25 protein-coding genes are annotated in these 25,734 nt (G+C 60.8%); 14 read left to right on the forward strand and 11 right to left on the reverse strand.

Features of this window, described 5'->3' with window-relative positions; all coding sequences use genetic code 11:
- Positions 1-167: 167 nt before the first annotated feature.
- Genes HBR93_RS15685 through HBR93_RS15700 form a run of 4 tightly spaced genes read right to left on the reverse strand, consistent with a single transcriptional unit; the run spans position 168 to position 4,803 of the window.
- Positions 168-1,436: an HlyD family efflux transporter periplasmic adaptor subunit gene (locus tag HBR93_RS15685; protein WP_169960649.1), complete on the reverse strand. Its 1,269-nt coding sequence runs from the start codon at positions 1,434-1,436 to the stop codon at positions 168-170.
- Positions 1,426-2,907, reverse strand: a complete 1,482-nt coding sequence (locus HBR93_RS15690; protein WP_057959328.1) for a TolC family protein — start codon at positions 2,905-2,907, stop codon at positions 1,426-1,428. The genes HBR93_RS15685 and HBR93_RS15690 overlap by 11 nt, the downstream gene beginning before the upstream one ends.
- Entirely contained in the window at positions 2,900-4,099 is a 1,200-nt protein-coding gene (locus HBR93_RS15695; RefSeq protein ID WP_169960650.1) for an ABC transporter permease, read from the reverse strand. Before HBR93_RS15695 ends, HBR93_RS15690 begins: the two co-directional genes overlap by 8 nt.
- Positions 4,096-4,803 (reverse strand): ABC transporter ATP-binding protein, encoded by a 708-nt coding sequence (locus tag HBR93_RS15700; RefSeq protein WP_115128368.1) that lies wholly within the window; start codon positions 4,801-4,803, stop codon positions 4,096-4,098. Before HBR93_RS15700 ends, HBR93_RS15695 begins: the two co-directional genes overlap by 4 nt.
- 354 nt (positions 4,804-5,157) lie before the next feature.
- On the opposite strand from HBR93_RS15700, the gene HBR93_RS15705 reads away from it, so the two are divergent.
- Positions 5,158-5,913: a TetR/AcrR family transcriptional regulator gene (locus HBR93_RS15705; protein ID WP_169960651.1), complete on the forward strand. Its 756-nt coding sequence runs from the start codon at positions 5,158-5,160 to the stop codon at positions 5,911-5,913.
- A 141-nt stretch (positions 5,914-6,054) separates the two neighbouring features.
- Here HBR93_RS15705 and HBR93_RS15710 read toward each other — a convergent pair whose 3' ends face one another.
- Complete coding sequence (locus HBR93_RS15710; RefSeq protein WP_169960652.1) at positions 6,055-7,119, reverse strand: FUSC family protein; 1,065 nt, start codon at positions 7,117-7,119, stop codon at positions 6,055-6,057.
- Between the two features lie 139 nt (positions 7,120-7,258).
- Positions 7,259-8,884 (reverse strand): NADP-dependent glyceraldehyde-3-phosphate dehydrogenase, encoded by a 1,626-nt coding sequence (locus HBR93_RS15715; protein ID WP_169960653.1) that lies wholly within the window; start codon positions 8,882-8,884, stop codon positions 7,259-7,261.
- Between the two features lie 139 nt (positions 8,885-9,023).
- Between HBR93_RS15715 and HBR93_RS15720 the strand changes: the two genes are divergently transcribed.
- The gene (locus HBR93_RS15720; RefSeq protein WP_057959333.1) at positions 9,024-9,890 is read left to right on the forward strand and encodes a Dyp-type peroxidase; all 867 of its coding nucleotides are present in this window, start codon (positions 9,024-9,026) and stop codon (positions 9,888-9,890) included.
- Positions 9,891-9,931: 41 nt separating this feature from the next.
- Here the strand turns inward: HBR93_RS15720 and HBR93_RS15725 are convergent, their stop codons facing one another.
- Positions 9,932-10,453 (reverse strand): DUF3087 domain-containing protein, encoded by a 522-nt coding sequence (locus tag HBR93_RS15725; RefSeq protein ID WP_057959334.1) that lies wholly within the window; start codon positions 10,451-10,453, stop codon positions 9,932-9,934.
- A 150-nt stretch (positions 10,454-10,603) separates the two neighbouring features.
- On the opposite strand from HBR93_RS15725, the gene HBR93_RS15730 reads away from it, so the two are divergent.
- Positions 10,604-10,807, forward strand: coding sequence for a DUF6021 family protein (locus HBR93_RS15730; RefSeq protein ID WP_232544792.1), 204 nt, complete (start codon positions 10,604-10,606; stop codon positions 10,805-10,807).
- A gap of 50 nt (positions 10,808-10,857) precedes the next feature.
- Here the strand turns inward: HBR93_RS15730 and HBR93_RS15735 are convergent, their stop codons facing one another.
- Complete coding sequence (locus HBR93_RS15735) at positions 10,858-11,100, reverse strand: DUF6555 family protein (protein ID WP_057436926.1); 243 nt, start codon at positions 11,098-11,100, stop codon at positions 10,858-10,860.
- Positions 11,101-11,259: 159 nt separating this feature from the next.
- On the opposite strand from HBR93_RS15735, the gene HBR93_RS15740 reads away from it, so the two are divergent.
- The 5 genes from HBR93_RS15740 (at position 11,260) to HBR93_RS15760 (ending at position 16,206) form a co-directional block, all read left to right on the forward strand.
- On the forward strand, positions 11,260-12,093 hold the full coding sequence (locus HBR93_RS15740; protein ID WP_120733308.1) for an arylamine N-acetyltransferase: 834 nt from the start codon (positions 11,260-11,262) through the stop codon (positions 12,091-12,093).
- Between the two features lie 149 nt (positions 12,094-12,242).
- Positions 12,243-12,995, forward strand: coding sequence for an outer membrane beta-barrel protein (locus HBR93_RS15745; RefSeq protein ID WP_057436922.1), 753 nt, complete (start codon positions 12,243-12,245; stop codon positions 12,993-12,995).
- Positions 12,996-13,151: 156 nt separating this feature from the next.
- Positions 13,152-13,520, forward strand: a complete 369-nt coding sequence (locus HBR93_RS15750; protein WP_115128364.1) for a c-type cytochrome — start codon at positions 13,152-13,154, stop codon at positions 13,518-13,520.
- A gap of 77 nt (positions 13,521-13,597) precedes the next feature.
- The gene (locus HBR93_RS15755) at positions 13,598-14,926 is read left to right on the forward strand and encodes a D-arabinono-1,4-lactone oxidase (RefSeq protein WP_169960698.1); all 1,329 of its coding nucleotides are present in this window, start codon (positions 13,598-13,600) and stop codon (positions 14,924-14,926) included.
- A 68-nt stretch (positions 14,927-14,994) separates the two neighbouring features.
- Positions 14,995-16,206, forward strand: a complete 1,212-nt coding sequence (locus tag HBR93_RS15760) for a DSD1 family PLP-dependent enzyme (protein ID WP_169960699.1) — start codon at positions 14,995-14,997, stop codon at positions 16,204-16,206.
- 78 nt (positions 16,207-16,284) lie between these two features.
- Here the strand turns inward: HBR93_RS15760 and HBR93_RS15765 are convergent, their stop codons facing one another.
- A complete protein-coding gene (locus HBR93_RS15765) occupies positions 16,285-17,229 on the reverse strand; it encodes a transporter (RefSeq protein ID WP_169960654.1) in 945 nt (314 codons plus the stop codon).
- Between the two features lie 217 nt (positions 17,230-17,446).
- Here HBR93_RS15765 and HBR93_RS15770 point away from each other — a divergent pair, with 217 nt between their 5' ends.
- The 3 genes from HBR93_RS15770 (at position 17,447) to HBR93_RS15780 (ending at position 19,747) form a co-directional block, all read left to right on the forward strand.
- On the forward strand, positions 17,447-18,472 hold the full coding sequence (locus tag HBR93_RS15770; protein ID WP_169960655.1) for an AraC family transcriptional regulator: 1,026 nt from the start codon (positions 17,447-17,449) through the stop codon (positions 18,470-18,472).
- A gap of 88 nt (positions 18,473-18,560) precedes the next feature.
- Complete coding sequence (locus HBR93_RS15775) at positions 18,561-19,382, forward strand: aldo/keto reductase (protein ID WP_057436903.1); 822 nt, start codon at positions 18,561-18,563, stop codon at positions 19,380-19,382.
- The gene (locus HBR93_RS15780) at positions 19,379-19,747 is read left to right on the forward strand and encodes a hypothetical protein (RefSeq protein ID WP_169960656.1); all 369 of its coding nucleotides are present in this window, start codon (positions 19,379-19,381) and stop codon (positions 19,745-19,747) included. The genes HBR93_RS15775 and HBR93_RS15780 overlap by 4 nt, the downstream gene beginning before the upstream one ends.
- Here the strand turns inward: HBR93_RS15780 and HBR93_RS15785 are convergent.
- Both HBR93_RS15785 and HBR93_RS15790 read right to left on the reverse strand, forming a co-directional pair.
- The gene (locus HBR93_RS15785; protein WP_057959356.1) at positions 19,744-20,082 is read right to left on the reverse strand and encodes a DUF6388 family protein; all 339 of its coding nucleotides are present in this window, start codon (positions 20,080-20,082) and stop codon (positions 19,744-19,746) included. The two genes, HBR93_RS15780 and HBR93_RS15785, sit on opposite strands and share 4 nt — an antisense overlap.
- A gap of 32 nt (positions 20,083-20,114) precedes the next feature.
- Positions 20,115-20,294, reverse strand: a complete 180-nt coding sequence (locus tag HBR93_RS15790; protein WP_232544788.1) for a hypothetical protein — start codon at positions 20,292-20,294, stop codon at positions 20,115-20,117.
- Positions 20,295-20,741: 447 nt separating this feature from the next.
- Here HBR93_RS15790 and HBR93_RS15795 point away from each other — a divergent pair, with 447 nt between their 5' ends.
- From HBR93_RS15795 to HBR93_RS15805, 3 genes are all read left to right on the forward strand, one after another.
- Positions 20,742-22,844, forward strand: coding sequence for an EAL domain-containing protein (locus tag HBR93_RS15795; protein ID WP_169960657.1), 2,103 nt, complete (start codon positions 20,742-20,744; stop codon positions 22,842-22,844).
- Positions 22,845-23,663: 819 nt separating this feature from the next.
- Positions 23,664-24,173: an alkane oxidation protein activator PraB gene (gene praB, locus HBR93_RS15800; RefSeq protein WP_169960658.1), complete on the forward strand. Its 510-nt coding sequence runs from the start codon at positions 23,664-23,666 to the stop codon at positions 24,171-24,173.
- 100 nt (positions 24,174-24,273) lie between these two features.
- Positions 24,274-25,716 (forward strand): outer membrane protein transport protein, encoded by a 1,443-nt coding sequence (locus tag HBR93_RS15805; protein WP_169960659.1) that lies wholly within the window; start codon positions 24,274-24,276, stop codon positions 25,714-25,716.
- Positions 25,717-25,734 lie beyond the last annotated feature (18 nt).

Consider the following 25,734-nt stretch of genomic DNA (forward strand, 5'->3'; position numbering starts at 1 on the left):
GCAAGCCAGCTCCCACATTTGAGTTGTGGTGGGGCCAAAATTATCTGCCTGAGTGAGATTCCCTGTGGGAGCGGGCTTGCTCGCGAAAGCGGTAGTCCAGTTACTGTTTCTGGCGGCTGACCCACCGCCATCGCAGGCAAGCCAACTCCCACATTTTGGATCTACGTTTATCTTGGGGTTGCATCCAGCCTGACAAACCCGGGCTTGAGTCCGAATACCTCTACGCCTTGGGCGGTAGACTGGCCCGTGGTGACTGTCATCCGTTTCATCGGCTGGTCCATTGCCGCCCGGTACTCCACGCTCATGGTCCCGGCATCATGGCTGATCGCCTGGGCAGGCACGATGATCGCCTGGTCATTGTTGTAGGTCACGACGGTCAGGCGTGCGCTCATGCCCAGGCGGACCCTTTGCAGTTGTTTCTCGGTCAGTTTGGGAATCGACAGGGTCACCGGAAATTGCGCGCTGCCCTGGCTGTCATTGGCGATCGCCAGGCCGCTGACCACGCTGACCGAGCCGCTCAGGTGCTCGCCATCGAAACCGTCGCCCATGACTTCCACCGGCTGGCCCTGATGCAGCTGGTTGATATCCAGCTCCGAGACTTTGGCGACGATCTTCAGGCGTTCGATATTGGCCAGCCCGAACAACACCTGGCCCTGGCTGACCTTGCTGCCCGCCTGTACCGGCGCGTTGCTGTTGCCGCTGCCTTGCGGGGTGGCGCTGCCCGGTGGCGGCACGACGATCCCGGAAAACGGCGCCTTGACCTCCTGACCTTCGAGCAGTTTGCGCAGGGCGTCGTACTTGACCGTGGCGTTGGTCAATTCCATGTCTGCAATCTGCCGGTATTCACCCTTGCCCTGATCAAGGGCCTGTTGCAGTTCACTGCGGGCGGCGGTCAGGTCCAACTGTTGCTGCTGGGCCTGTTGCTTGAGGTCGTCCAGTTCGTTGCGTGGGATGATGCCGCGCTTGAACAGGTTCTCGCTTTCAACCAGTTTGCGCTGGGTGTTGTCGGCGCTCATTTGCGAGGTGCGCAGGCTGCGTCGGGCGCGGCTGACGGTGGGGCCGCTGTCCCAGTCCTGCATTTCCTGCACGGTCCGCCGGGCCTTGAGCTGGGCGGAGAGCGCTTCGCGCAGTTGCACTTCGAGGGTGGCGGGGTCCATGCGTAACAGAACCTGGCCGGCTTCGACCCGTTGCCCCTGTTCCACCAGGTTGGCCTGCACATTGCCGTCGAAGGGGGCTGTCAGGGTGACGGTGGTGTCCGGTTCGATCTTGCCCACCAGGCCGATCTGGTGCACCAGGGCCTCGCGCTTGACCTCCAGCCATTGCTCGGCCGTGCCGGTCTGATCGGCGGCAGGCGTTGGGCGACTGAGCAGCGCGAATCCGCCAGCGCCCAGCAGTATCAGCAGTGCAACGCCCAGCAGGGCTTTTTTAGTAGTCATTGAGGGCAATTTCCCAACTTTCCAAGGTCATGCCCAGCGTCAGGTCGAGCTGGGTCTGGGCATTCAGGTAAGCAATCAGGGCATTGAGGCGGGCGTTTTCGGCGTTGCGCAAGTCCGCTTCGAAACTCAGCACCTGGAAGTTGGTGGAGCGCCCGGCGCCGAGCTTGTCCCGTTCGATCTCGATCTTGCGCCGGGACAGTTCCACCGCCCGCTGGGCAATTTCATACTGGCGCCAGCGGGTGCCAAGGTCGCGCACCACGTTATTGACGCTACGCTCCAGTTCCTGGCGCGCGTCGGTGATCAGGATGGCCTGGTTCTCCACATTGACCCGTGCGCGCACTTCGGCCTGGCGGGTACTGATATCGCCGATGGGAATGCGCACCTGGACCCCGGCATAACTGTCCCAGCGCCGATTGCTGGTACTGCCCGCGTCGTTGTCGGTGTTGGCGCGGATCTGATTGGCGCCGCCCACCAGGTCGACCTGCCAGCGCCCGGAATCCTTGGCCAGCACCAGGTTGAGGTCGGCCTGTTGGCTGCCCAGCAGCGCCGAAAGATATTCGGGCTGCTGGTTCTGCGCCAGGTTAAAGGCCTCACGCTTGTCGATGTCCATGCGCGTGGCCTCCAGGGCTTCGGTGGCACGGATCGGGGTCGCCAGGTCCAGGGCCAGCAGGCGCAGCAACGCCAGGCGGCTCATGTCCAGTTGGTTCTGGGCTTCCTCGACCCCCAGTTGCTGGGAGGCGATGTCGGCCTCGGTCTGCACGATTTCGAACTCGGCCATGCGCCCGGCATTGATCAAGGCCTTATTCACGTCCAGTAGGGTATTGGAGCGCTTGAGGGCTTCCTGGGCGATGCTCAGTTGCTCCTGGGCACGCAGCAAGTCGCGGTAGGTGGCGATGATCTGGCTGATGGTCTGCGCGACGTTGGCCTTGAGGTTCAGGCGGTTGGCTTGCTCGGACAGGCGTGACAGCCGTAGCGGGGCGGTGGTGGCATCCCAGCCGGCGCCACGCATCAGTGGCTGGATGATGGCCAGGTCCAGGCCGTCGCTGCGGTAGCGCCCGGCATGGTTGGCGTTGTTCAGTTGCTGGGTCCAGCCCATGCTCAGGCGGGTGCCGTACTCGCCGAGCAAGCTGGTGGTGGGTGACAGGTTGGCATTGCGGGCGCGGTCGTCGCTGCCCTGGGTGGTGCGGTAGGCACTGTTGAGCACCAGCTTGGGGTTGAAGGCATCTTCGGCCACTCGCAAGTCGAACTTCTGCGCCACTCGTTGCAGGTAGGCGCTGCGAATCGCCGGGTTGTTGCGCAGGCCCAGGTACACCGCGTCGCCCAGGGTCAGGGTGGTGAGCTGGGCATTGAGCGAGACACTGTGCTCATAGCCGCTGCGGGTGGTGGTCGGCGCCGAAGGGCGGATCACGATATCGGCGGCCACGCAGGGCAGGCTCACCAGGGCAATCAGCCACAGCAGGGGTTTATTCATCGCGCAGGGCCTCCACCGGCTGCAAGCGTGACGCCGAGACTGCCGGGTAGATCCCGAAAAACAATCCCACCAGCAAGGTGCTGCCCACGCCCAGGGGCAGGGCCGACACCGCCAGGGAAAACTGCCAGCCCGACAGCCAGGCATAGAGATAGGCGGCCCCCATGCCCAGCACCGCGCCGCACAGGGCGCCGACGGCGGTGAGGGTCACGGCTTCGAGCAGGAACAGGTTGCGGATGTCGCGCTGGCGAGCGCCGAGGGCCATGCGGATGCCGATTTCCCGGCGGCGTTCCGAAACGTTCATCAGCATCACATTCATCACCCCGACCCCACCGCCCACCAGGGAGATGGCGCCCAGGGCCAGCAACAGATAGGCGAAGGTGCGGCTTTGCCGGGTCATGCCGTCGATCATTTGCTGGGGGATCTGGATCTCGACGGTGTGCTCGGTAAGTTGCGCGCCCAAGGCCTTGGTGGTCTCGACGGCGATGTGCTCCATGTCCTGGCCGGCTGCTGCGCGCAGGACCACGCTGCCAACCTGCGGCGAGGAATAGATACGGCGCATGCCGGCTGCCGGGATGAACAGTGACTCGTTGGTTTGCACCGGAATCAGCATCGACCGCGGCTGGTTCTGCAGGATGCCGATGACCAGGTACAGGTAGTCGTTGACCCGCACCCGGTCGCCCAGGCGCAGCGGGTCACCGGGCGCGCTTAACGCCTGGGCGATCTGGTCGCCGACCACCGCGTAGGTTTCGCCGCTGTCGAACTCGGACAGGAAGCGCCCTTCGCGCAGCGCCAGGCGCATCGCCTCCTTGAGGCCAGGGGTGCTGCCAATCAAGCCGGCGTTGGTGGTGCGGCCATGAAAGATCACCGGCCCGCTGAATGAGGAAATCGCGCCGATGTGGGCGATGCCCGGCACGGCCTGGCGTACGGCTTGTAGATCGAGGTGGGTGGGCATGTGCGCATTGCTGTTGCCTTTGGGCGGGAACTGCGCCACCAGGGTGTCGGTGCCCATGTCCTTGAAAATCATCGCGGCATCTTCGGCGGCGTTATGTCCGATATTGATCAGCGCGACTACCGATGAACTGCCGATGACGATCCCCAGCAGGGCCAGGATCGAGCGCTTACCCAGGGTGCGCAGGCTGACAAAGGCTTCATGCAACAACTGGCTCAGGCTCTGTTCGACCCGCAGGCTCATACGCACTCTGCCTCGTGGACCACGCCGTTGCGCACCAGGATCTGGCGATCCAGGCGTTCGGCGATATGCGGGTCGTGGGTGACGATGATCAGCGTGACGCCTTGATCGTGGTTCAGGGCCAGCAGCAGGTCCATGATGTCCTGGGCGGTGTGACTGTCGAGATTGCCGGTGGGTTCGTCGGCCAGAATCACCGCCGGTGCGCCCACCAGCGCGCGGGCAATCGCCACCCGCTGGCGCTGGCCACCGGACAGGTCGGCGGGGCGATGATGGGCCCGTTCGGCCAGCCCAACTTGCTCCAGCATGTGCAGGGCCCGCGCCACCGACTCCTGGCGCGACACACCGCGATAGCCCAGGGGCAGGGCAACGTTGTCCAGGGCGCTGAGGCGCGGCAGCAGGTTGAAACTCTGGAACACAAAGCCGATCTGTTGGTTGCGGATCGCGGCCAGTTGATCCGGCGTGGCGTGGAAAATGTCATGGCCGGCAAAGTGATAGGCGCCGCAGTCGGGCAGGTCCAGCAGGCCGAGGATATTGAGCAGGGTACTTTTGCCGGAGCCCGAAGCTCCGAGAATGCCGCAGCTTTCTCCGCGGGTGATAGAGAGGCTGACGTCATTGAGAATGGCCAGGTGCTGTCCGGCCAATTGGTAGCTTTTGCCGATGCCTTGCAGAGAAATAAAGCCTGGGAGCGTTGGAGTATCTGTCATCATGACTACGCCTTGCGCTGCGGCTATCCGGCTTGCTCCTGAAAATCGTTGTAACATCTTCAGGGCCTGCGTCACGATTGCCAATAGCTGGTTTTTATTCTTTTTTTAAAAACATTGTTTGAATAGTAACTGTGATGCCACAGCTTCGCCAGCCACAGAAATAGAGCGGTTGTTCTGGTGGCAGAGCCTATACCGGTGGCAGGAAAACGCCTGGTCCTGCCCTGGGCAAGCCGTTTACAGGGCGAGCGGCAACGCGCTTGGATAGTATGGTGCAGTGTCACTACTTGCTTTCAAGCATCCGCCCCGGTATAAAAAATCAAATTTTTTTTTAAAACATATTTCCCCCGTGGAACTTATATGGTCGCGAAGAAACTCAGCGCTCCAAATGTAACCAAGACTCGACTGCTGGATGCGACAGAGGCTCTTTTCATCAAGTACGGCTACGACGCCGTGCTGTTGCGGCAAATCACCGAGAAGGCTCAGGTCAATCTCGCCGCAGTAAATTATCACTTCGGGGACAAGGACTCCCTGATGAAAACATTACTGATGCAACGCCTGGAGCCGCTCAACGAGCAGCGCCTGGAATTGCTCGCCCGGTGCGAGGCCGAGTCTGACGGACCGCTCGACTGCGATACCTTGCTGGGTGTGCTGTTCGCCCCGGCCATGGGCCTGGAGCGCAGTGATCCGGCCAGCGGCGAGGGGCGGTCCTTTATTCGTTTCCTCGGGCGGGTCTACAGCGATACCTCACCGTTTATTCAGGAATACCTCAAGGTGCATTACCAGCCGGTGTTCCAGCGCTTCTTCGAAGCCTTCGCCCTGGCGTTGCCCGACCTGCCGCGCAATGAGCTGGGGGTGCGCCTGCAATTTGCCCTCAAGGCGATTTCCGGGGTGATGGCCGGGACCGAACTGCGCCTGCTGATGAACTCCATGAGCCTCGGGCGCCCGGCCACCGACGCCGAAGTCATGGCCAAGCTGATCACCCTGGTCTCGGCGGCCATTCGTGTGCCGCAGCAAAGCCCGGAAGCTGAAACAGCGCTGGCGCGGGTACTCGATACCCAGCGTGCGATTCGCGGCCAGTCGGCGCTGCCGGCAACCGGTAAAGTTGTGCGCTGAGCAAATCACGCGCAAAAAAAAGCCCGCTGGGGCGGCGGGCTTGATGTACAACGTTTGTAACGGATGAGGCTTTACAGTACGTCTGCGGATGTGAATAAAACGTGAAAAAAATGTGGATCCAATATTAAGTTGCAGCGTTTTTCAGATTTTCCACGCCTTGGCACTTTTCGCCAATCGGGCGTGCATCGCGTCGACATTTGCCGCCAGCTGCGCGGTCAATAACCGATAGCCATCCAACGCACTGTGCACTGGCGCCTCCAGGGCAGCTTGGGGATCAGGCGCAGCTAGGCTGGTTCGTTCCAAGCGTTGCGTGGCGCCGGATTGCAGGGCCCGCGCCATCCCGATCAACTGCACACGAATCTGCCGATGCTCAGCCTTGAGCGCCAGTTGCAAGCGGGCCATGGCCTGCTCATCCCGTGGGTCAGGGCGGGTATTGCCGAGAATTTCCAGGGTGCTGATGCACATCCGTAGATGGCGCTGGATCCCATCCAGCTCGGTCATGGAAATCCGCACTTCCTTGGACACCGACGGCATCAACGAACGCAGTTGTAACATCGCCGCATTCAAGCGATTGAGCCGCTTGAGGTGCTCGTCATCGGTGACCGACTGGCCACTGATGATCCGGCTGTAGATGGCGGCGCAGTCGCGCAGCGCGCTGGCCAGGTTGTAGCGCCAGGAGTACACGGCATACAGCGGCAGGGCAAAGGAAAACGCCAGGGCCAGGGCGATGCCGATCAGGATGTCGACGGTGCGCCACAGGCCATCGGACAGTGGGTTGTCCCCGTGGCCGGCGACGATAAACACGGTGATCCCCGACAGCAACGCGGTGTATCCACCCTTGCCGATGGCGTGATAGGAAAAAAAGCCACACACCACCGACATCAACAGGTAGGTCAACAAGGGTTGGCCCAGATAAGCCTGTTGCGCCACCAGCAGCAGGCCGACACTGGCCCCGATCAGCGTGCCATAGGCCCGCTCCACCGCTTTCTTGCCGATATTGCCGTGGTGCTGCAGGCCGCCAATCACCACCAGCATGGTCACCGAGGCCCATTCACCGTGGGGCAGGTTGATACCGGTGGTCAGCAGGATGGTCGCGAGTAGGCCGATGGACACCCGTACCGCGTGGATCAGTTTGGCATGACGATAACGGCGATAGGGGTCGAGCAGTGGCCGCAACAGGCGGCGGGCGAAGGGCGGCAGATTCATCGGGATTAAGAAGGCCTCATCGTTAGATGTTATGAGGTCCAATGTGGGAGCTGGCTTGCCTGCGATCGCATCACCTCGGAGTCACTGACACACCGAGGCACCTGCATCGCGGGCAAGCCCGCGCCTACATGGGAGCAGTTTAGAAAATATAGTCGGTGGTCAAAAAGCTCGACGCCCGGTCCCGAATGATATCGCTGATCAGTGCTTTGTTGCTGTCCTGGAACTTGGTTGCCACCAGGGTGCGGATCGAGAACACCCGCAGGGCGTCATGCACCGACAACGTGCCTTCGGCCGAGTTCTTGCGGCCATTGAACGGGAAGGTGTCCGGGCCGCGCTGGCATTGGGCGTTGATATTGATCCGGCCCACCTGGTTGGCGAAGGTGTCCACCAGGCGCCCGACTTGCGCCGGGTCGGTGCCGAAGATACTCAACTGTTGGCCGAAATCCGACTCCAGGACGTAGTCGATCACCGTGTCCAGGTCGCGGTAGGGCACGATCGGCACCACCGGGCCGAACTGCTCCTCGTGGTACACCCGCATCTGTGGGGTCACCGGGTACAGCACCGCCGGGTAGAAGAACGAGCCACGGCTGGCACCGCCATTGGCGTTCACTACCTTGGCCCCGTGTTGCGCCGCGTCGGTTACCAGACCGTTGAGGTAGTCCACCTTGCCTGCTTCCGGCAGCGGCGTCAGCGACACACCTTCGTCCCAGGGCATTCCCGGTTTGAGGCTGGCGAGTTTGTGGTTGAACTTCTCGATAAAACGTTCGACCACGGCTTCATGCACAAACAGGATTTTCAACGCGGTACAGCGCTGGCCGTTGAACGACAGCGAGCCGGTGACCGCTTCGTTGACCGCGTTATCCAGGTCGACCTCAGGCAATACGATGCCGGGGTTCTTCGCATCCAGCCCCAGGGCTGCTCGCAAGCGATGTGGGCGCGGGTGCAGCTTCTTCAAGTCACTGGCTGCCTTGTTGGTGCCGATAAACGCAAAGATATCCACCTTGCCGCTGGCCATCAGCGCACTGACGGTCTCGCGGCCGCTGCCATAAATCACATTGATGACGCCGGCCGGGAAGCTGTCGCGGAAGGCTTCCAGCAATGGCCGGATCAACAGGACGCCGAGCTTGGCCGGCTTGAACACCACGGTATTGCCCATGATCAGCGCCGGGATCAGTGTGGTGAAGGTTTCATTGAGCGGGTAGTTATAGGGGCCCATGCACAGGGCGACGCCCATGGGCACGCGGCGGATCTGCCCGAGGGTGTCCTGTTCCAGCTCGAAGCGGCTGGAGCGGCGGTCCAGTTCCTTGAGGGCATTGATGGTGTCGGTGATGTAGTCGCAGGTGCGGTCGAATTCCTTCTGGGAATCCTTGAGGTTCTTGCCGATTTCCCACATCAGCAGTTTCACCACGGCATCGCGCTGTTCGCGCATGCGCCGCAAAAACGCCTCGACATGCTGGATACGCTCGACCACCCGCATCGTAGGCCATTGGCCCTGGCCACGGTCGTAGGCCCGAACTGCGGCGTCGAGGGCAAGCAGGGCGGTCTCGGCATCCAGCAGCGGCGTGCTGCCGATAATCACGGGGGTGTCGCCGTCGGCACCGGCCAACTGGACAGGGCTGCGCACCTGGGCCAACGGGCCGTTCCAGGTGCGTAACTGGCCGTCGACCAGATAGTCGCGTTGCTCGATGGGGGCGGCGAGGCGAAATTGTTCGGGAATGCCTTCGGCGGTCGGGAATAGATTGGCAAGCAGGTGAGTGGTGGTCATGTCGCTACCCCTGGAGTGGTTGCACAGCTTGAGTCAGAGATTCCCCCATCGGAGGGCTCTGTTGCAAGGCTTACACGCATTTCCCTACGCACACTGGGGCGCGGCGGGTAAACTACGCGGCTTTCTTGAAGGAGTTCATATGAGTCAGTACCAGCCGGGCATTCTTGCCGCACCGGTGCCGTTGCAGGCACGCCATCTGTTTTTCGCCATCGAGTCCATCGACGCCGTGCCGGCAGCGCTCGACGCGCTGGTGCAGTTGGTCGACTCGGCAGTGGTGGTGGGTTTGGGTGAGCCGCTGGTCAAGGCACTGGGCGCGCACATCGAAGGGCTGCGCAGTTTTGCGCCCATCTCGGCGCCGGGTGCCCACAACCCGTCCACCCAACAGGCGCTGTGGTGCTGGTTGCATGGCGAAGACCGTGGTGAGTTGCTGTTGCGCAGCCGGGCCTTTGAAAAAGCCCTGGCGCCGGGCTTTCGCCTGGTGCAGATGACTGAAGGTTTCCGCTACAAGACAGGCTTTGACCTGACCGACTACGAAGACGGCACCGAAAACCCCCATGACGACGCCGCCGTCGAAGCGGCCGTTGCCGGCAGTGGCGCCAGCTTTGCCGCGATCCAGCAATGGCAACACGACCTGGACGGTTTCGCCGCCTTGCCGGCCCAGGAGCGCGACCACATCATCGGGCGTCGCCATGGCGATAACGAAGAGCTGGACGACGCCCCAGAGTCCGCCCACGTCAAGCGCACCGCCCAGGAGAGCTTCACCCCCGAAGCCTTTGTGGTGCGCCGTTCCATGCCCTGGGCCGAAAATGGCCAGGCCGGGTTGATGTTCCTCGCGTTCGGCCACTCCTTTGACGCCTTTGAAGCTCAGTTGCGCCGCATGAGCGGCCTGGAAGACGGGATTGTCGATGGCCTGTACCGCATCAGCACACCGTTGACCGGTGGCTACTACTGGTGCCCGCCGCTCAAGGATGGGCGTCTGGACCTGGGCGCGATCTTCGCGGCCTGAGCCAAACACTTGTAGGAGCCCACAAACGGGCTCCTATGAGGTCAGGCGCCGCGCATGGCTTCCAGCCACGCTGGATCCAGGCGCGTTTGTTCAGCCTTGATTCCCAGCGCCTTCATCTGCGCCTTATGTTTCTCGATCTCCCCGACCAGTTGCGCCTGGGCGCTGGAATTGGCGTCCAGTTCATGCATCTGCGTCAGCCCCAGGTGATAGAACCGCAGCAGCTTCATCGCCGTCGGGTCGTTGGCCTGGACCCGCTCGGTCACCTTGTGCATCACATTGGTCACCCGCATCAGGCTGCGCTTGAGCTGCCAGCCATAGATCGCCGGCGCCAGCCAGGCCTGTGACCAGAGCGGACCGCGTACCAGGGCGATAGTCAGCACTACGCCGGCCGCCACTCCCCCGATATTGAAACGAAAGTTGTCGCCGCCGGGCTCGCCAAACAGCATCACGGCCAGGCTCGACAGCAGCATGGCCAGGGCGATGAAGATCACCGCGACAATCAGCGTGCTGCGGCGGGTCTGCTGGCGATAGGTTTGCGGATCGACAGGTTTGATCTCAAACATGCGGGATGCAGTCTCCATGAACTAAGTAGGGGTATTGCGCGGCGCGGCATCTTCTCATGGTTTGTGGGTGGGCGTGAGAAAGTTGAACGATGGCAGCCGGGGTTTTCTCTAACGCATGTATGCATCGTCAGCAAAGCGAAGGAGATGACTGTGACTGAACAATCGAACAAGCCCGATGGCCCGCATTCGTCGGAACACGCCAGTGATCAGCACGATTTGGGGTTTGACCCAGACTCACCGGATGTGGCCGACCCGCAGGTCGACCCGGTCGGCCCGGCCATTGCGCCGTTGGACAAGAAGCACAAAGCCGGCAAGCAGCCGGCTTATGATCCCTTGGGCGATCTGAAACCATAACTTCACGCCCATCAGTGCAGGAGCTGGCAAACCAGCTCCTGCCGCAGCCCCTACAGGCGCTTGGGGGCGATCCAGGTGACGTCGGTGATGCCGTATTTCTCCGCCCATGGCCGCGTGGTCTTCTTGGTGCGCTCGTGGCCAGGACGGCCAATGCGTCCGACGTGGGCCACCCCGGCGTCACAGCTGGCCCAATGCCATGCCTCGGCGTTATTCATCACCTCCGCACGCACTACAAAAGACTTGGGCTCGCCATGCAGCCTGTATTGGATGGTGTAGATCGTTGCCGTGCCCATATTGCCTCCCTGTTTTGATATGGAGTTGATGCAATTAGGTTCAGAAAGGTTCAGAAAGTTTGCGCCCCATTCCTACGATCTATTGCCACAGATCAGTATTGGCAGCGGCAACGGTTACGGGTATTAGTGAAACCTTCGCCCGCGCCCAAGGATCGCGCCATGTCCCAGGATTCACCGAACCTGACCCACAGCCGCCTGTACCTGCAACGCCTGGGGTATGACAGCCCGCCAGCACCCACATTGGAAACCCTGGCGCAGTTGCAATTGCGCCATGTCTGTACCTTCGCCTTCGAAAACCTCTCGGTGTTGGCGCAACTGCCAGTGCCCCTTGATCTGGCCAGCATCGAGCAAAAAGTCCTGTTCGACGGGCGGGGAGGTTATTGCTACGAACTGAACCAGATGTTCCTGGCCTTGTTGCAAGAGCTGGGCTTCGATGCTCGGGGCATCACCGGTCGAGTAGTCATAGGCGGGCCGCCTGATGCCCACACCCCGCGTACCCATCGCCTGAGCCTGGTGACCCTGGCGGGTGTGCGCTACATCAGCGATGTCGCGTTTGGTGGCATGGTGCCAAGCAGCCCGTTGCAGCTGGACAATCTGGCGCCACAGGCCACGGCCCATGAACCCTATCGCCTGACCTTGAAGGACGGCAGCTACACCCTGTGGGCCCAGGTTGGCGAGGAATGGCGAGGGCTGTACGTGTTCGACCTGCAGCCGCAGTCGCACTTCGACTATGAACTGGGCAACTGGTATGTCTCGACCCACCCCGATTCGCCGTTCATCAAACAGTTGAAAGTGGCGCTGATCGGGCCCGGCCTGCGGCGTACGTTAAACAACGGCAACTACGCCGTTCATCACGTGGGCGGTGACAGCGAAAAACGCTCGATCACCGACGTCGACCAATTGCTGGAACTGCTGCGTGAAGCGTTTGGTTTACGCGTGCCCAAGCACCCACAGCTACGCCCGCGACTGGCGCAACTATTGGCCGATAGCTGATAGGCCTACTCTGGAAGGCCTGATCCAGAGCCTTCGCTGAAGCGTTTTACCTCCAACTCCAAGGCAAATTAAATCGAACCTTTTGCAAAACAGGGGGTTCGAACCGTTTCTTGAATAATTTGCCCACCTAAAAAAGGAGATGTAAAACGATGTCCAAACTATTCGGAAAAATCCTCAAGAACTCCTCGGTCCTGGCCCTGGTTGCCGCACCGGCGATGGTATTCGCTGCGCCGTCCACCGATCCGATTTCCACCTTCGGTATCCTCGGCAGCTACAACGACTTCAAGCTTGAAGGCGGTAGCGAAAGCGACAAGGACCATATGCCGGAAGCCGGCCTGTTCTATAACTTTGGCAACAAGCTGACTGCCGAATCCGGCTTTATCTATCAGGCCGGCGTGGACGCCAAGTTTGGCAAGAAAAGCGACAACAAACTCAAGGAGGGCCAGGCCGACCTCGACCTGGGCTGGCGCGCCGCGCTGGATGCGCGCAACTTTGTCGACGTGCTGGTCGGCGGTGGCTACAGCTGGACCCGTTATGAGCCGGACTCTGGCGACTACGACATGAAACTCACCAACAAGTCGCCGTTTGCCAAGGCGGCGGTGGGTTACAACCATCAGTTCGACAGCATGACCATGCGCGTCGAAGTGGGCGCCCGCCATACCATTGACGGCCGCGCCAAGCTCAAGGTTGACGGCATTGGCAGCGACACCGTGGACCTCAAGGACCGCACCAATCCCTACGCCGAAGTCAGCTTGCTGATGAACCAGAACGGCGACCTGCCGGTGATGGCGGGCCTGTACTACACCCGTACCGAGTACAAGCTCGACGCGGACTCCGAAGTGGCCGATAACACCAAGCTCAAGCGCGATGAGTACGGCTTCAAGGTCGGTCTGGCTTTCTAAGCCGGCTATTGCGGGCGCCGGCGTTCTGTAATGGAGCGCCGGTCGCCCGACCCTGTCCGCCCAAGCCCCCCTTTGTGTCCCCCAATACCCTCAACGCCGCGCCGTCCCTGACTTAGTGTGAACCCAGCTGTTCATACTAAAAAAGAGAGGCTGGCTATGTGGTCTACGACCTCCCGCCGCATGGGTTTGCTGCTGGCCTTGCTTGGCCTGCTGGCCGCCTGTGACGACAAACCGCAACATCCCCCGCAGCCTGCCACGGCAAGCAACGCCATGCCTGCCGACCCGGCGCTGGCCCAGCTCTACGACACCAGTTGCAAACTGTGTCACGCCAACCCTGCCTCCGGCGCGCCGTTGACCGGCGACAGCCAGGCCTGGAGCCCGCGTGTTGCCCTGGGCGCGGACACCCTGCTGGACCACACCCTCAACGGCTACAACGGCATGCCGCCGATGGGCCTGTGCATGCAGTGTTCCGAGGACCAGTTCCTGGGGCTGATCAGTTTTATGGCCGGTGTTCATATCCAATAACAACAATGGGGTAGGTAATGGTGCTTTCACGCAGGCAACTGTTGCAGCGCTCGGCGGTGGCCGGCGCATTTCTGGCAATCAGCAGTAACCCGGCGCTGGCCCAATTGGCCCGGGCGCCGCGCTTGATCCCCTGGCGCAATTGGTCGGGCGCCCAAAGCTGCCTGCCCCTTGAGCGGCTGGCGCCCAAGGACCTGGGGGAGTTGGTGCAGATCATTCGCCAGGCACCGGGCAAGATCCGCCCGGTGGGCTCGGGCCATTCATTCAGTGCCCTGGTACCGACAGATGGCACATTACTGTCACTGAGTTTTTTCAATGGCTTGCTCGAGCACGATGCCAGCAGTCTGCAAGCCACCTTCGCCGCCGGCACGCCCATGTCACGCATGGGGCCGGCGCTCAAGGCTGTCGGCCAGGCCCTGCCGAACATGGCGGACATCGACTATCAGACCCTGGCCGGCGCCATTTCCACCTCGACCCATGGCACCGGGGTTGGGTTTACCTCGTACTCAGCCGGTGTCACCGGCCTGCAACTGGTGACGGCCGACGGCGAGGTGCTGGACTGCGACGCCGGGCGTGAGCGCGAGTTGTTCAACGCCGCACGGGTGTCGCTGGGCGCGCTCGGCGTGACCACCCGCGTGCGCATGCAAAACCGCACCCCTTACCGTCTGCGTGAGCGCCAATGGATAGCGCCGACCGAAGAGCTGTTGGAGGATGTGGCGAACAACACCCGCGAGAACCAGCATTGGGAGATGCTGGTGGTGACACATTCCGACTACGCGCTGTCCATCGCCCTCAACGAAACCACCGACGCGCCAACCCCGCCAATCGACCCGGCAGAGGCGGGCGGCAATGAGTTTGTGTCGATTATCGAGAACCTCGACAAATATGCCAGCGACTTCCCCGCAACCCGCCGCACGCTGCTGAACAGCCTGCGCTATTTCGCCAGTTTCCAGGACCGTGTGGCTGAATCGTTCGAGGTCTACGCCAACGTGCGCAATGTGCGGTTCAACGAGATGGAGTATTCGGTGCCCGCCGAACACGGTCCGGCCTGCCTGCGGGAAATCCTCAAGCTGATCCGCGAAAAAGACCTGCGCACCTGGTTTCCCATCGAGTACCGCTACGTCAAGGCTGACGATATTCCCTTGAGCATGTTTGAAGGCCGCGACAGCTGTTCGATCTCGGTGCACCAGCACTACACCATGGACCATCACAACTTTTTTGCCGCGATCGAGCCCATCTTCTGGAAATACGCCGGCCGGCCGCACTGGGGCAAATTGCATACCCTCAATGCCCGCGCCCTGCAGGCCCTGTATCCGCGTTGGAACGAGTTCGCGCGGGTGCGCCAGGCCCTGGACCCCGGCGGCAAATTCCTTAATGCACACCTGTCATCAATCCTGGGAGTAGCCTGATGAACCGCAGACACTTCATGGTCGGCACCCTCGGCGCCGGTGCGTTGCTGGTGGCGGGCGCGGCGCTGCTGCGTCCGGCTGACCGGGGCTCGCCCTACAGCGAATATTTTCGCCAGTTGAACCAGCAGCTCAAAGCCCATGGGCCGATGCGTCCGGTGCTGCTGATTGACCTGGATCGCCTGGATCACAATATCGACATCGTCATGCAGTCGGTGCAGCGCGGAGGTAAACACCTACGGCTGGTGGAAAAATCCCTGCCTGCGCCGGGCCTGTTGGCCTACATTGCCAAGCGCGCCGGCACCCAGCGCCTGATGTCGTTTCACCAACCCTTTCTCAACCATGACGCCCAGGTGTTTCCCGACGCCGATATCCTGCTGGGCAAGCCGTTGCCGGTGCGTTCTGCCGAGCTGTTCTATCAAGGCCATCAGGGGCCCTTCGACCCCGCCCGGCAATTGCAGTGGCTGCTGGATACGCCACAGCGCCTGCAACAATACCTGGCGCTGGCCCAGGGCCTGGGCACACGGCTGCGGATCAATATCGAACTGGATGTGGGCCTGCACCGCGGCGGTATCAGCGATAACACGGTGCTGGGGCAGATGCTGGGGTTGATCAGTGCACACCCCAGGCACCTGGAATTTGCCGGCTTCATGGGCTATGACCCGTTTGTCGGCATGGGCGTGCCGGGCATCCTTGGCTCGCCCCAGACGTTGTTCGACAAGGTCATGCAGCGCTACAACGGCTTTGTCGACTTCACCCGCCAGCAGTTTGCAGGGCTGTGGCATGCCGGCCTGACGCTCAACACCGCTGGCAGCCCCAGCTATGGGATGCATGAGCAGGAGCAACTGAGCAGTGAAGTTTCTGTGGGCACCGCCATGCTCAAGCCAACGCACTATGATTTGCCATCCCTCAGCGAGCACGTCCCGGCGGCCTACATTGCCACGCCAGTGCTCAAAAGCACCGGCGCGGTCAACATCCCGGCGCTGGATGATAAATCCCGGTTGTTGTCCTGGTGGGATCGCAACCAGCGCGCGACGTTTTTTATCTATGGTGGCAACTGGATGGCCGAGTTCGAGTCGCCCTCGGGGCTGCAAAGTAATGGCTTGTATGGCCGCAGCTCCAATCAGGAGATGGTCAATGGCTCGCCGGGGGTTGGCTTGAACATCGACGATCAGGTGTTCATGCGCCCGACCCAGACTGAATCGGTGCTCTTGCAGTTTGGCGATCTGCTGGCGGTGCGCGGCGGTAAAATTGTCGACAATTGGCCGGTTTACAGCGGTTGAAATGACGCACTCCTGCGCAGGAACTGGCCTGTGGCAAGGGGGGCTTGTTGTGGCAAGCCCCCTCGCTTCAGGCGGATCCTACAACGCAAACGGAATCGTCAGCTTGGCCCACAACATATCGCCTTCCGGCCGGTTCTCTACATCAAACTCCTTGGCCCAACGAATCTCCGCACTGGCGTACTTGAGAAAGGTGAAGTACACCGCCGGCCCCACCGCAAACACCTGGCCCCGCACCCCATCGTCGACATCTTCGCCGTAGATATTGGTGACAGTGCGCCCGTACTGCTTATCGTCAGTCGTCTGCTTGAGATAGTAGCCATTGATACCCAGGCTCAGGTTGTCGGTCACCTTGTAGCTGGCCGAGTAGTCGAAGTGGAAAATCTGCCCGGAACGGTAGTCCGTGGCGTGGTTTTCCTTGTTGAAACTGTAGGTGGTCTTGATCGACAGCTCAGTGCGCTCGTCAGGCAGCCATGTCACCGACACCAGGGGCTTATAGGTGTAGAAATTGTTGCTGGTATTGGCCAGGCGGAAAGCATCGTACTCACCGGTAGGCACGGTGATTTCCACGGCGGCACCCAGGGTCAGGTTTTTGCCCAGGTCCCACAGGATTATCGGCGCGATGGTGGTGTCACCCATGCTTTCGCGCTGGTCAGACATGCCGAACAGCGCCACTTGTTGCTTGAGGTACGGCTGCGCGATGTAGCCGCCCAACCGCCCGCCAAACACCCGCAACGGGCTCAGGTAGTCCAGGCGCGGGATGATCGCGTCCGAGCGGATCTTCACCTGCGGCACTTTGCCCCCCAGGGAACTGATGTCCAGTTTCGTCGCTTCATAGTGGTTGTAGTAAAGGTTGAAAGCGAACATGTGGTCCGGCAGGTGATCGACATCCAGGGGCAGGATGTAAAAGCCGTCGGTACCAGGGCCGATATTGTCTACGCCGCCCTCGGTGGCCAGGGTCGGCAGGCTGATGCTGATAAGCGCCAGGGCAAAGGGCAGGGGGGCAAGCGCACGGGTCGGATTCATGTCAGGGCTCATTATTATTGTTGGAAGGTCGGCCCTCACCGGGGCCTGGCCCATACAAATAAGCCCTTGGCGCCCTAGTGGGCAGGGTATTGGCGGCCACATAAGGGGGCTTTGCCGGACAGCGTTCATTCAGAGTGCGGCGAGCCTTGCAAGCACCTATGATTGTCAGGATGTTTCTAAAACAATAGCCGGGCATACAGTCGGGAATCGCAGATCCATGCACAGCAAAACCGTTGATCCACATTACGAATTGGCCCTGGTCTCGCCCTTTCTCCTGCAAACCCTGGGGCAGGTTGTGGCGCAAAAGGGCGCCAATGCCGAGCATCTTTGCCGTGGCCTGGGGTTTACCCTGGCGGACCTGGACGACCCGGCGCTGCGCATTTCCTACCGCCAGGCCGTGGCGATGATCCAGCGGGCCCTCAAGGTCATGCCTGAGCAGGGGCTGGGCCTGCGTGTCGGCAATCAGAATGTGCTGGGCACCCTGGGTTTGCTGGGGCATGTCATTTCGTTGTGCAAGACCCTGCGCGATGCCTTTGCCGTGGGCGAACGGCACCAGCACACCTCCGGCGGCATCGCCACCTCGCGCACCCTTGAAGGCGCGCTGGAGGTCATGGTCGAGGTCGAATGCCTGCTGCCCTATGCCGACGTCCAGGTTTTTGCCGCCGAAGAGTTCTTTGCCAGCCTCATGGTCTACGGTCGGACCCTGGTGGGCAGCGAATTCAAGCCGTTGCGCATGGAGTTCATGCATGCGCCGCCGGTGTATGCCGCCGAGTACCAGCGCTTGTTCGGTGATGATGTGCGTTTTGGCTGTCTGCACAACCGCATGGTGCTTGAGGCCCGCTGGCTTGACGTGCAATTGCCCAATCACCATGCCCTGGCATTGCGCCAGGCCCTTGGCCTGCTGGAACTGGAAAGTGCCCAGCTGCACCGCAAAATGGACCTGATCCAGGCGGTGGAGCGCGCTATTTCCCGCGACTTGCAGGGCAGTCAATTGGAGAAGGTCGCCAGTGACCTGAACATGAGCGGGCGCACCCTGCGTCGGCGCCTGACCGACCACGGGCTGACGTTCGAAGCCTTGCTGGAACAGGTGCGTCGTGCCCGGACCATGGGTTTGCTGGGCAACCCCGGGCTGTCCATCGAGCGTATTACCCAAGAGGTCGGCTACAGTGACGTACGTAGCTTTCGCCGGGCGTTCAAGCGCTGGACGGGGCTCAGTCCCAGTGCGTTTCGCAGCGTGGGCTGAGGGCCGGCGCGTGGCCGTGGATTTGCATTGAACCCTGTGGCGCGGGCAGTGCCACATGATGGCAACGCACACTTATCTGGAGGTTGGCATGCGCACCATTGATCTGGCGGGTACCCCGGTTCCGGTCATCGGCCAAGGCACTTGGCGTATGGGGGAAGATTCTGCACGGCGAACAGCGGAAGTCGCTGCCCTGCAATTGGGTATCGACGAGGGCATGACCCTGATCGACACCGCCGAGATGTACGGCGAAGGCGGTGCGGAAGAAGTGGTCGGGGAGGCGATCCAGGGGCGCCGGGACCAGGTGTTCCTGGTCAGCAAGGTCTACCCGCACAACGCCAGTAAAACCGGGGTCCCACGGGCCTGCGAAGCCAGCCTCAAGCGCCTGGGCACCGATCACATCGACTTGTATCTGCTGCACTGGCGCGGGCAATACCCTCTTGCAGAAACGGTTGACGCCTTTGAGCGGCTGCGCGATGCCGGCAAGATCGGGCGCTGGGGCGTGTCCAACTTCGACGTATCGGATCTTCAGGAGCTGGCATCACCCGCCTGCGCCACCAATCAGGTGCTCTACAACATCGAACAGCGTGGTATTGAGTTCGACCTGCTGCCCTGGTGGCAACAACACAACCTGCCGTTGATGGCGTACTGCCCGATCGCCCAGGGAGGAGACCTGCTGAGCAGCCCCACCCTCAAGCAGATTGCCCGTCGACACGAGGCCACACCGGCTCAAGTGGCCCTGGCATGGGTACTGCGGCAGGACCGCGTTATCGCCATCCCCAAAGCCGTGAGCCCTGAACACGTGCGCCTCAACGCGGCGGCGGCCAGGCTGGTTCTTGACGAGCATGACCTGGATGCCATCGACCGGGTATTCGGCGCACCAATCCGCAAGCATCCGTTGGCGATGGTGTGACACACCCGACTGCTACGGCATCGCAGCTTGCGCCGCCGCTGTCCGGGCTGCCGGCCTTGAACCCACAGCGCTTCACTGCCTGGACACCGGCCTATGCCGCCCCGGAACTGCTGGACGGCGCACCCCTGTCAGCCAGTAGCGAGGTCTATGGTGCAGCGTGTCTGGTGTATGACCTGGCGCTGGGCAGGCGTAGTACACAAGGCGCGCGACTGGCGCCTCCGCGACAACTGCCCCGGCGTTGCTGGCCGGCACTGAAAATAGCGCTCAATGGCGACCCGCAGCGGCGAACCATCACCCTCGACGAGTTGCAGGTGGCCATGCAGTGTGAACATTCGGTGGTGGGCCGCTGGTTCGCTGCCCGTTAAGGTGAACTGTCTGCCAGACCATGCAGCTGACAATACTCAGCCCACTCCAGTCCCGCCATCTGGGCCACTTCCTTGTGAACCTCCAGGCGCTTGGCCTCGAACTCCTGTGGCGACTGGCTGATCAGTTGCAGTGTCAGTTCCCAGGCAAACAGGTTGCGGGCTTCTGCCTCGGCCTCAAAGGCCTCATGCAGGCGCTCGGCCCGGTATTGCGCCATGGTTTCCCGCTTGGCCTGGGCTGCCAAGGGGTTCAGCGTGTCCAGTTCGGTGCGCAGATCGGGGTGCTGGCTCAGGAATATATCCAGGGCAAGCTGAAGGTTTTCGCCAGGTTCAGACAAGGGGGGGCTCCGCAAATACAGGTTGCGCGACCTCAGGACGAGGCTTGTTCGTAACGGCTTTTGCGTCGGGCACGTTTACGCAGCCGATTGGCTGTCCACTGTTGCAGTGGATCCAACAAGAAAAAAAACAGGTAGGCGGTCAGCACCAGGGTCAAGTCGATCCAGGTTTTGCTGATAGGCCCTTCGACGGCTTCAACGGCGGCCTTGATCAAAAACAGTACAGCGACCCCACACAACCAAAGCCCTACGGTGAAAACCAGAGGTCGCGCACGATTTGTAAGCCTGCGTTGCATGTTCAATACATCTCCCTGAGAACGCTGGGTCAGTCGGCGTACCGATGCCTGCGGGTGTAAACGTGGCCTGCGGATCGAGTCATTCGATGCCGGCCTGCGGGTCGACAGACCCGTACAGCTCATGACATGAGCGGGTGGCAGTTGGTTCCGAAAACCTGCGGTACCCGCGTGGGCAGCAAGGCCCTCAAGCACGGTATTGTTTCAAAAAGCGTAGGAAATTACACCCTTGTCTGCACGTCTGCTGGTATCCCAGGACGACGCATCGATGCCAAACGCGGCAAAATCCTTTCATTTTCGGGGCCCGGCCGTGTAGCGTTAAGCCCTCGTTGAAGACCGGTGTGATGGCCCGAGGGCAGGGAGATAGTCATGGCGCAGACGCTGTTCAAGCTGTTCTTCACCCAACGCCTGGCAGCCCTGGCAAGCACGGAGTCGCTGCGAGCCATCCGGGAAGGCCTGTTATGGATCTTGCCATGCTTGCTGGTCTCGGCGGGTTTTCTGCTGTTGTCCGAATGCGCCCGCATTCTCGACTTCCCATCGCCGGTCGTGGCATTCCTGGCCGGCCTGCATGCCAAGATCAGTTCCGTGATCCCGCTGCTGGTGGCCGCTTCCATCGGCTATATGCTGGCAATCCAGCACCGCTTAGCGCAGTTGCCAGTAGCGTTTTTGTGCCTGGCACACGTGGTCATTGCCTCCTTTGTCCTGCGGGACTATCCACGTGCGTCGGCAACCTTTGTCCTGTTTATTGCCATCGCCTCGCCGTTGATCAATGTCCCGGTGATTGCCTGGCTGCATCGCTACCGCTGGACCCGCTTGGTCAACGCAGACCTGGTGGGACACAACCTCAGGGGTACGATCAACATGGTGGTACCGGGAGCAATCACCGCATTGCTACTGGTGGTGACGTTGTCGTTGCTGTTGCAGGTTGCTCATGTGGCGCAGTTCCAGGGCCCGGTGATGCTCGATACGCTGCAGTCCCCTTATGGCACCGGTGTGTTTGTCACGGCGATCAATTCGCTGCTGTGGTTTTTTGGCATCCATGGCGTGTACGCGATCCAGCCGCTGTTTGATGCCCTGGACCAGGCCGTGATACTCAATGGCGCGGCATTGGCGGCGGGGGAGCCCGTCCTGTATGCGTTGAATGGCGGTCTGCTGGGGTGCTTTGCCTTTATTGGCGGGGCTGGCGGTTCCCTGTGCCTGTTGCTGGCGATTCTGCTGTTTTCCAAAAGCCAGTCCATGCGGTTGCTGGCGGTGGCCAGCCTGCCGCTGTCGCTGTTCAACGTCAGCGAAGTGCTGCTGTTTGGCTTGCCGATCATTCTCAATCCGCGCCTGTTTATCCCTTTTTTAGCCGTGCCGGTGATCAATACGGTGCTGGCATTGCTGGTGGTGCAGGCCGGCTGGGTCTCGCCAGCGGTGGCCAGTGTGCCGTTCACCGCGCCGGTGCTGCTCAACGCCTACCTGAGTACCCAGGGCGATCTGGCTGCGGTGGCGCTGCAACTGGTGCTGCTGGGAGTCGGGATACTGGTCTATGCGCCCTATGTCCGCGCGATTCATCGGCAGGCGGTGGAGGGCGGTACTGTTTACCTCAAGTCTTTCGACATGACCTTTCGCGGGCTCGAAGAAAAAGGGCGTCTGCTGGAACTGGACCCAGTGCTGACTGCGCACCGGGCGCTGGCACGCCAGGCCAGTGCATTGAGCAGGATCCAGCAGATCAGCGACTACGAGTTCTACCTGGAGTACCAGCCCCAGGTGTCCTCCCTGACGGGTTTGTGCACCGGCTGTGAAGCGCTGATGCGCGCGCGGGATAGCCAGGGCAAGGTGCATTCGCCGTGGGAGTTCCTCCAGTGGCTGGCCCAGGCCCGGTTGATGCCGGACGTGGACGTCTGGGTCGCCTCCCAGGCCGTGCGTCAGTACCAGAAGTGGCAGAAAATCGGCTTTGCCCTACCGATCACCATTAATGTCTCCAGCGCCACCCTGACGAACCCCGCCTATGGCAGGCAACTGGTGGACATCCTCTCCCTGGCCCACGGCCATGTGTCGGTGGAGATCACCGAGGATGCGCTGGTGAGCGATATCCAGGCGACCCGGCAGATGATCCAGAAGCTGCAGGCCATTGGTGCCAAGGTCTATATCGACGACTTTGGCACGGGGTTTTCGGCGCTGAGTTACCTGCACCAGTTCCCGGTGGACTTCATCAAGATCGACCGCAGTTTTGTGGTGGCCCAGCAGGACCCCAAGGGCGCGCAGGTCTTGACCGGCATGCTGCGCTTTTGTGAGGCGCTGAACCTGGGGGTGGTGGTGGAAGGGGTGGAAACCGCTGAGCAGTTGGCCTTCCTCCAGTCGGGCAGGGGGCACGCCGGGGCGGAGTTGATTATCCAGGGCTGGTATTTCAGCAAAGCGTTGCCCGGCGACGCGGTGCAACGATTTGTTCGCGAGCGGGCAGTCAAGATGAATGATGAGGCCGGTGCATAGCCACGTCTTGCATTGATCCTACAAATAAGTCCTGCAAATAATTCCACTCTATATTGAGCCTTGACTTCCCGTGCGCTGGCGCTTGCGCCGAAGTTGGCCGGTGGTTCGAGTTATTCGACTTTCCTACGAGTATAAAGCTGTTGCGTAGGACTTCTCGTAAATGGAGGGTGCCCCTCTGGCGTAAGTGATTTTTTCAGGTAGATTATTTGATACGAGTTTTAAAAAGAAATTTCTAAATATAGGCTCTTGTGGAGGCGATTGACTTGTCTGCAATGTTTTTAGGCGCAATTTTCTAGTTTAAGTTTCCGTACTTGCTTGGGGCCTTGTTTGATGTCGGCACTGCTCTGTATCTATGTTCTTTATGGAAGGTGTTGGCAAAGGGCTAATCAAGTCTTGCAGTATCGACCTGTCGCCAATGCCCACCCGGCAGGGCTCCTGGAGTGGGTGTAGCAGTACCAGCATCGTCTTGCTTGATCTGAATGTCGTGGGTTTTTTCGGAGTCGATGGGGCTCACAAACGCTTATTGCCAGAAATTTGTCTGCCTTGGGGTTAGGGACGTTACTGAGTGTATGTGGCGTTAAATAAAGATGCAGCGCGCCCTATGTAAGTGTTCGGCAAGCCAGAAACTAACGAGTGGTAATAAAACAGAGCTGCTCGGGGTTTTATAAGTTTAAAAAGGTTCCTGGATTGATAAGCGATTTAATGCCGTTATTTGAATTGAGATTTGGTCAGAGAGGGGGGTGTCACAGCTTCAATGTGAACTCTTGCTCATGGCCATTACCCCGGCGAAATAGTTCGCCATCCATGTGAGGAAAAATAATGAAAGGTTTGAAAGCCCTCGTTCGTGTAAGTTCGTTTGCTCTGTTGTTCGGGGCGGCTTCCATGGCCAGCGCCGTGTCGATTATCCCGGAAGGTCCATTTACCACTGAGGCAGGCACGATTGTTGTAACGTCGCCATCTTCCTTCGGGGCTCCCATTACCTGCGGCGTCACTTTCGGCGGCAATGTATCCGCAGGCGTAGCCACCATCACTTCGGCAACGCTCACTGGCGGTGGCCTGTGCAATCTGCCGAAGATGAAAAACGTTCCGTCTCCGGGTTGGGTATTGACCGCGACCAGCTATAACGCGAGCACCGGCATCGGTAGCGGCACCGTCTCAAACGTGGGTTGGACCGTGGCGTTCCCTTCCTCCAACTGCGGCCCGGGTACCCTCAATGGCGAGTGGAACCAGGCGACTCGCACGTTGACCGGTAAAAACCAGCCGCTTTCCGGCAACTGCGCCGTCCAGTCCCTGACCGTCAAGGTCCCGAGCCTGAGCGTGGCGCCTTGAGCCATCGCGCTTGCTAGTGCAAAGGGCTGATCACCCGTGAAAGGCAGGTGCCTTATTCGAGGCACCTGCTGGGGTGGGTAACGATACGACGGAGTGGTGCATGAAACACAACAAACAGCAGGTCCTGGCATTCTTTGCCCTGGCAGTGTTGGGTGGGCTGACGGTTGCGGCGTGCCCGGTCCAGGCCGGCGGGTTCATGACGCCGACTGCCAACACCGCAGGCTGGGGCCGGGCGTTCGGTGGCGGTTCGCTGTTCAGGAACGACCCATCAGCGGCCTTCAACAACCCGGCGGCGATGGCCTTTATCGACCGGCCCGTTTCGCAGTTCACCCTCAACTACGCCAATATCGACATCAAGTACAAAGGCTCGGCGTATGACTACGCGGGCAATCCCGCATCCATTACGGTCCTTGATCCTGATACCGGCCTGCCGACCTCGACGCCGCGCACCGGTGACGGTGGCCAGGGTGGGTTTGAAGCCTGGGCACCGACGGGCTTTACGGTTATCCCGATCAACGAGCGTTTTGCCTTTGGCCTGAGCCAGGTGGTGCCCATGGGGGCCCGCACGACGTGGGACGAGGACTGGAAGGGCCGGGACTTTGCGGTAGACACCAAAATCGAAACCGTGGGCCTGACCGGTTCGCTGTCGTTCAAGGTCAATGATCAGTTCTCCATCGGTGGCGGGGGGATTTTGCAGCACACCACAGGCTTTGTAAGCCAGAACGTTGACCTCTACGCCGCCGCTGCGCAGTCGCCGGACCTGGGCTACACGCCGTTTCCCGCCGGCCAGGGCCTGGCATTGATGCGGGTCAAAGTCGACAACATTTCCCTGGGCTGGTTTGCCGGTATGGCTTGGAAGCCGACCACCCGGGATACCTTGGGCCTGAACTACCACGCCAAGATCAAGAACAAGCTGGAGGGCAAATACAATATCTACGCCGATGCACTCTCCAGAGATGTCATGACCACCCCTGTGCTGGATGGCAAGACCCTGGTCGAACTGGCCTATCCAGGCCTGCATCTGTATCCCGGTGGCGCCAATGCCTCGGCCCAACTGGACATCCCGGCCAATGCCTCCCTGGATTGGGTACACCAGTTCTCCGACCGCCTGACCCTGGGCGTGAGTGCCACCTGGACCCAATGGTCATCGTTCAAGGCCCTGACCTTGAAGTCGGATGGCAGCACCCTGGTGTCGATTCCCTACAACTACAAGAACACCTGGATGTACGCCCTCGGCGGCGACTACAAACTCACCGATGACTTCACCCTGCGCAGCGGCGTGGCCTTTGACCAGACCCCGACCCCCAACTCCACCCGTGACCCGCGGATTCCTGATGGCGATCGGATATTTGCGTCCCTGGGGTTTGGCTACAACATCCGGGCGGTTCCGGGCTTGAGTATCGACGGTGCCTATTCACGGCAGTTTGTAGAAACCGTCAAGCTCAAGACCAAGAACGTTGATCGCCTTGGCGCGGCGTCGCTGGACGGCAAAGCCCAGCTCAAGGGCGAAGTGCTCAGCCTGGGGGCTACCTACGCCTTCTGATCCAGATCCCGTGTGGCA

The sequence above is a fragment of the Pseudomonas sp. WS 5411 genome (genome assembly GCF_012985595.1).
GTDB lineage: Bacteria > Pseudomonadota > Gammaproteobacteria > Pseudomonadales > Pseudomonadaceae > Aquipseudomonas > Aquipseudomonas shahriarae.

What these genes read in the sequence shown, in the direction of transcription:
- HBR93_RS15705 (WP_169960651.1), top strand. Translation starts at nt 5,158, where the DNA reads ATGGTCGCGAAGAAACTCAGCGCTCCAAATGTAACCAAGACTCGACTG.
- HBR93_RS15690 (WP_057959328.1), bottom strand. Translation starts at nt 2,907, where the DNA reads ATGAATAAACCCCTGCTGTGGCTGATTGCCCTGGTGAGCCTGCCCTGC.
- HBR93_RS15750 (WP_115128364.1), top strand. Translation starts at nt 13,152, where the DNA reads ATGTGGTCTACGACCTCCCGCCGCATGGGTTTGCTGCTGGCCTTGCTT.
- HBR93_RS15725 (WP_057959334.1), bottom strand. Translation starts at nt 10,453, where the DNA reads ATGTTTGAGATCAAACCTGTCGATCCGCAAACCTATCGCCAGCAGACC.
- HBR93_RS15735 (WP_057436926.1), bottom strand. Translation starts at nt 11,100, where the DNA reads ATGGGCACGGCAACGATCTACACCATCCAATACAGGCTGCATGGCGAG.
- HBR93_RS15775 (WP_057436903.1), top strand. Translation starts at nt 18,561, where the DNA reads ATGCGCACCATTGATCTGGCGGGTACCCCGGTTCCGGTCATCGGCCAA.
- HBR93_RS15715 (WP_169960653.1), bottom strand. Translation starts at nt 8,884, where the DNA reads ATGACCACCACTCACCTGCTTGCCAATCTATTCCCGACCGCCGAAGGC.
- HBR93_RS15695 (WP_169960650.1), bottom strand. Translation starts at nt 4,099, where the DNA reads ATGAGCCTGCGGGTCGAACAGAGCCTGAGCCAGTTGTTGCATGAAGCC.
- HBR93_RS15745 (WP_057436922.1), top strand. Translation starts at nt 12,243, where the DNA reads ATGTCCAAACTATTCGGAAAAATCCTCAAGAACTCCTCGGTCCTGGCC.
- praB (WP_169960658.1), top strand. Translation starts at nt 23,664, where the DNA reads ATGAAAGGTTTGAAAGCCCTCGTTCGTGTAAGTTCGTTTGCTCTGTTG.
- HBR93_RS15805 (WP_169960659.1), top strand. Translation starts at nt 24,274, where the DNA reads ATGAAACACAACAAACAGCAGGTCCTGGCATTCTTTGCCCTGGCAGTG.
- HBR93_RS15740 (WP_120733308.1), top strand. Translation starts at nt 11,260, where the DNA reads ATGTCCCAGGATTCACCGAACCTGACCCACAGCCGCCTGTACCTGCAA.
- HBR93_RS15720 (WP_057959333.1), top strand. Translation starts at nt 9,024, where the DNA reads ATGAGTCAGTACCAGCCGGGCATTCTTGCCGCACCGGTGCCGTTGCAG.
- HBR93_RS15710 (WP_169960652.1), bottom strand. Translation starts at nt 7,119, where the DNA reads ATGAATCTGCCGCCCTTCGCCCGCCGCCTGTTGCGGCCACTGCTCGAC.
- HBR93_RS15795 (WP_169960657.1), top strand. Translation starts at nt 20,742, where the DNA reads ATGGCGCAGACGCTGTTCAAGCTGTTCTTCACCCAACGCCTGGCAGCC.
- HBR93_RS15765 (WP_169960654.1), bottom strand. Translation starts at nt 17,229, where the DNA reads ATGAATCCGACCCGTGCGCTTGCCCCCCTGCCCTTTGCCCTGGCGCTT.
- HBR93_RS15685 (WP_169960649.1), bottom strand. Translation starts at nt 1,436, where the DNA reads ATGACTACTAAAAAAGCCCTGCTGGGCGTTGCACTGCTGATACTGCTG.
- HBR93_RS15700 (WP_115128368.1), bottom strand. Translation starts at nt 4,803, where the DNA reads ATGATGACAGATACTCCAACGCTCCCAGGCTTTATTTCTCTGCAAGGC.
- HBR93_RS15770 (WP_169960655.1), top strand. Translation starts at nt 17,447, where the DNA reads ATGCACAGCAAAACCGTTGATCCACATTACGAATTGGCCCTGGTCTCG.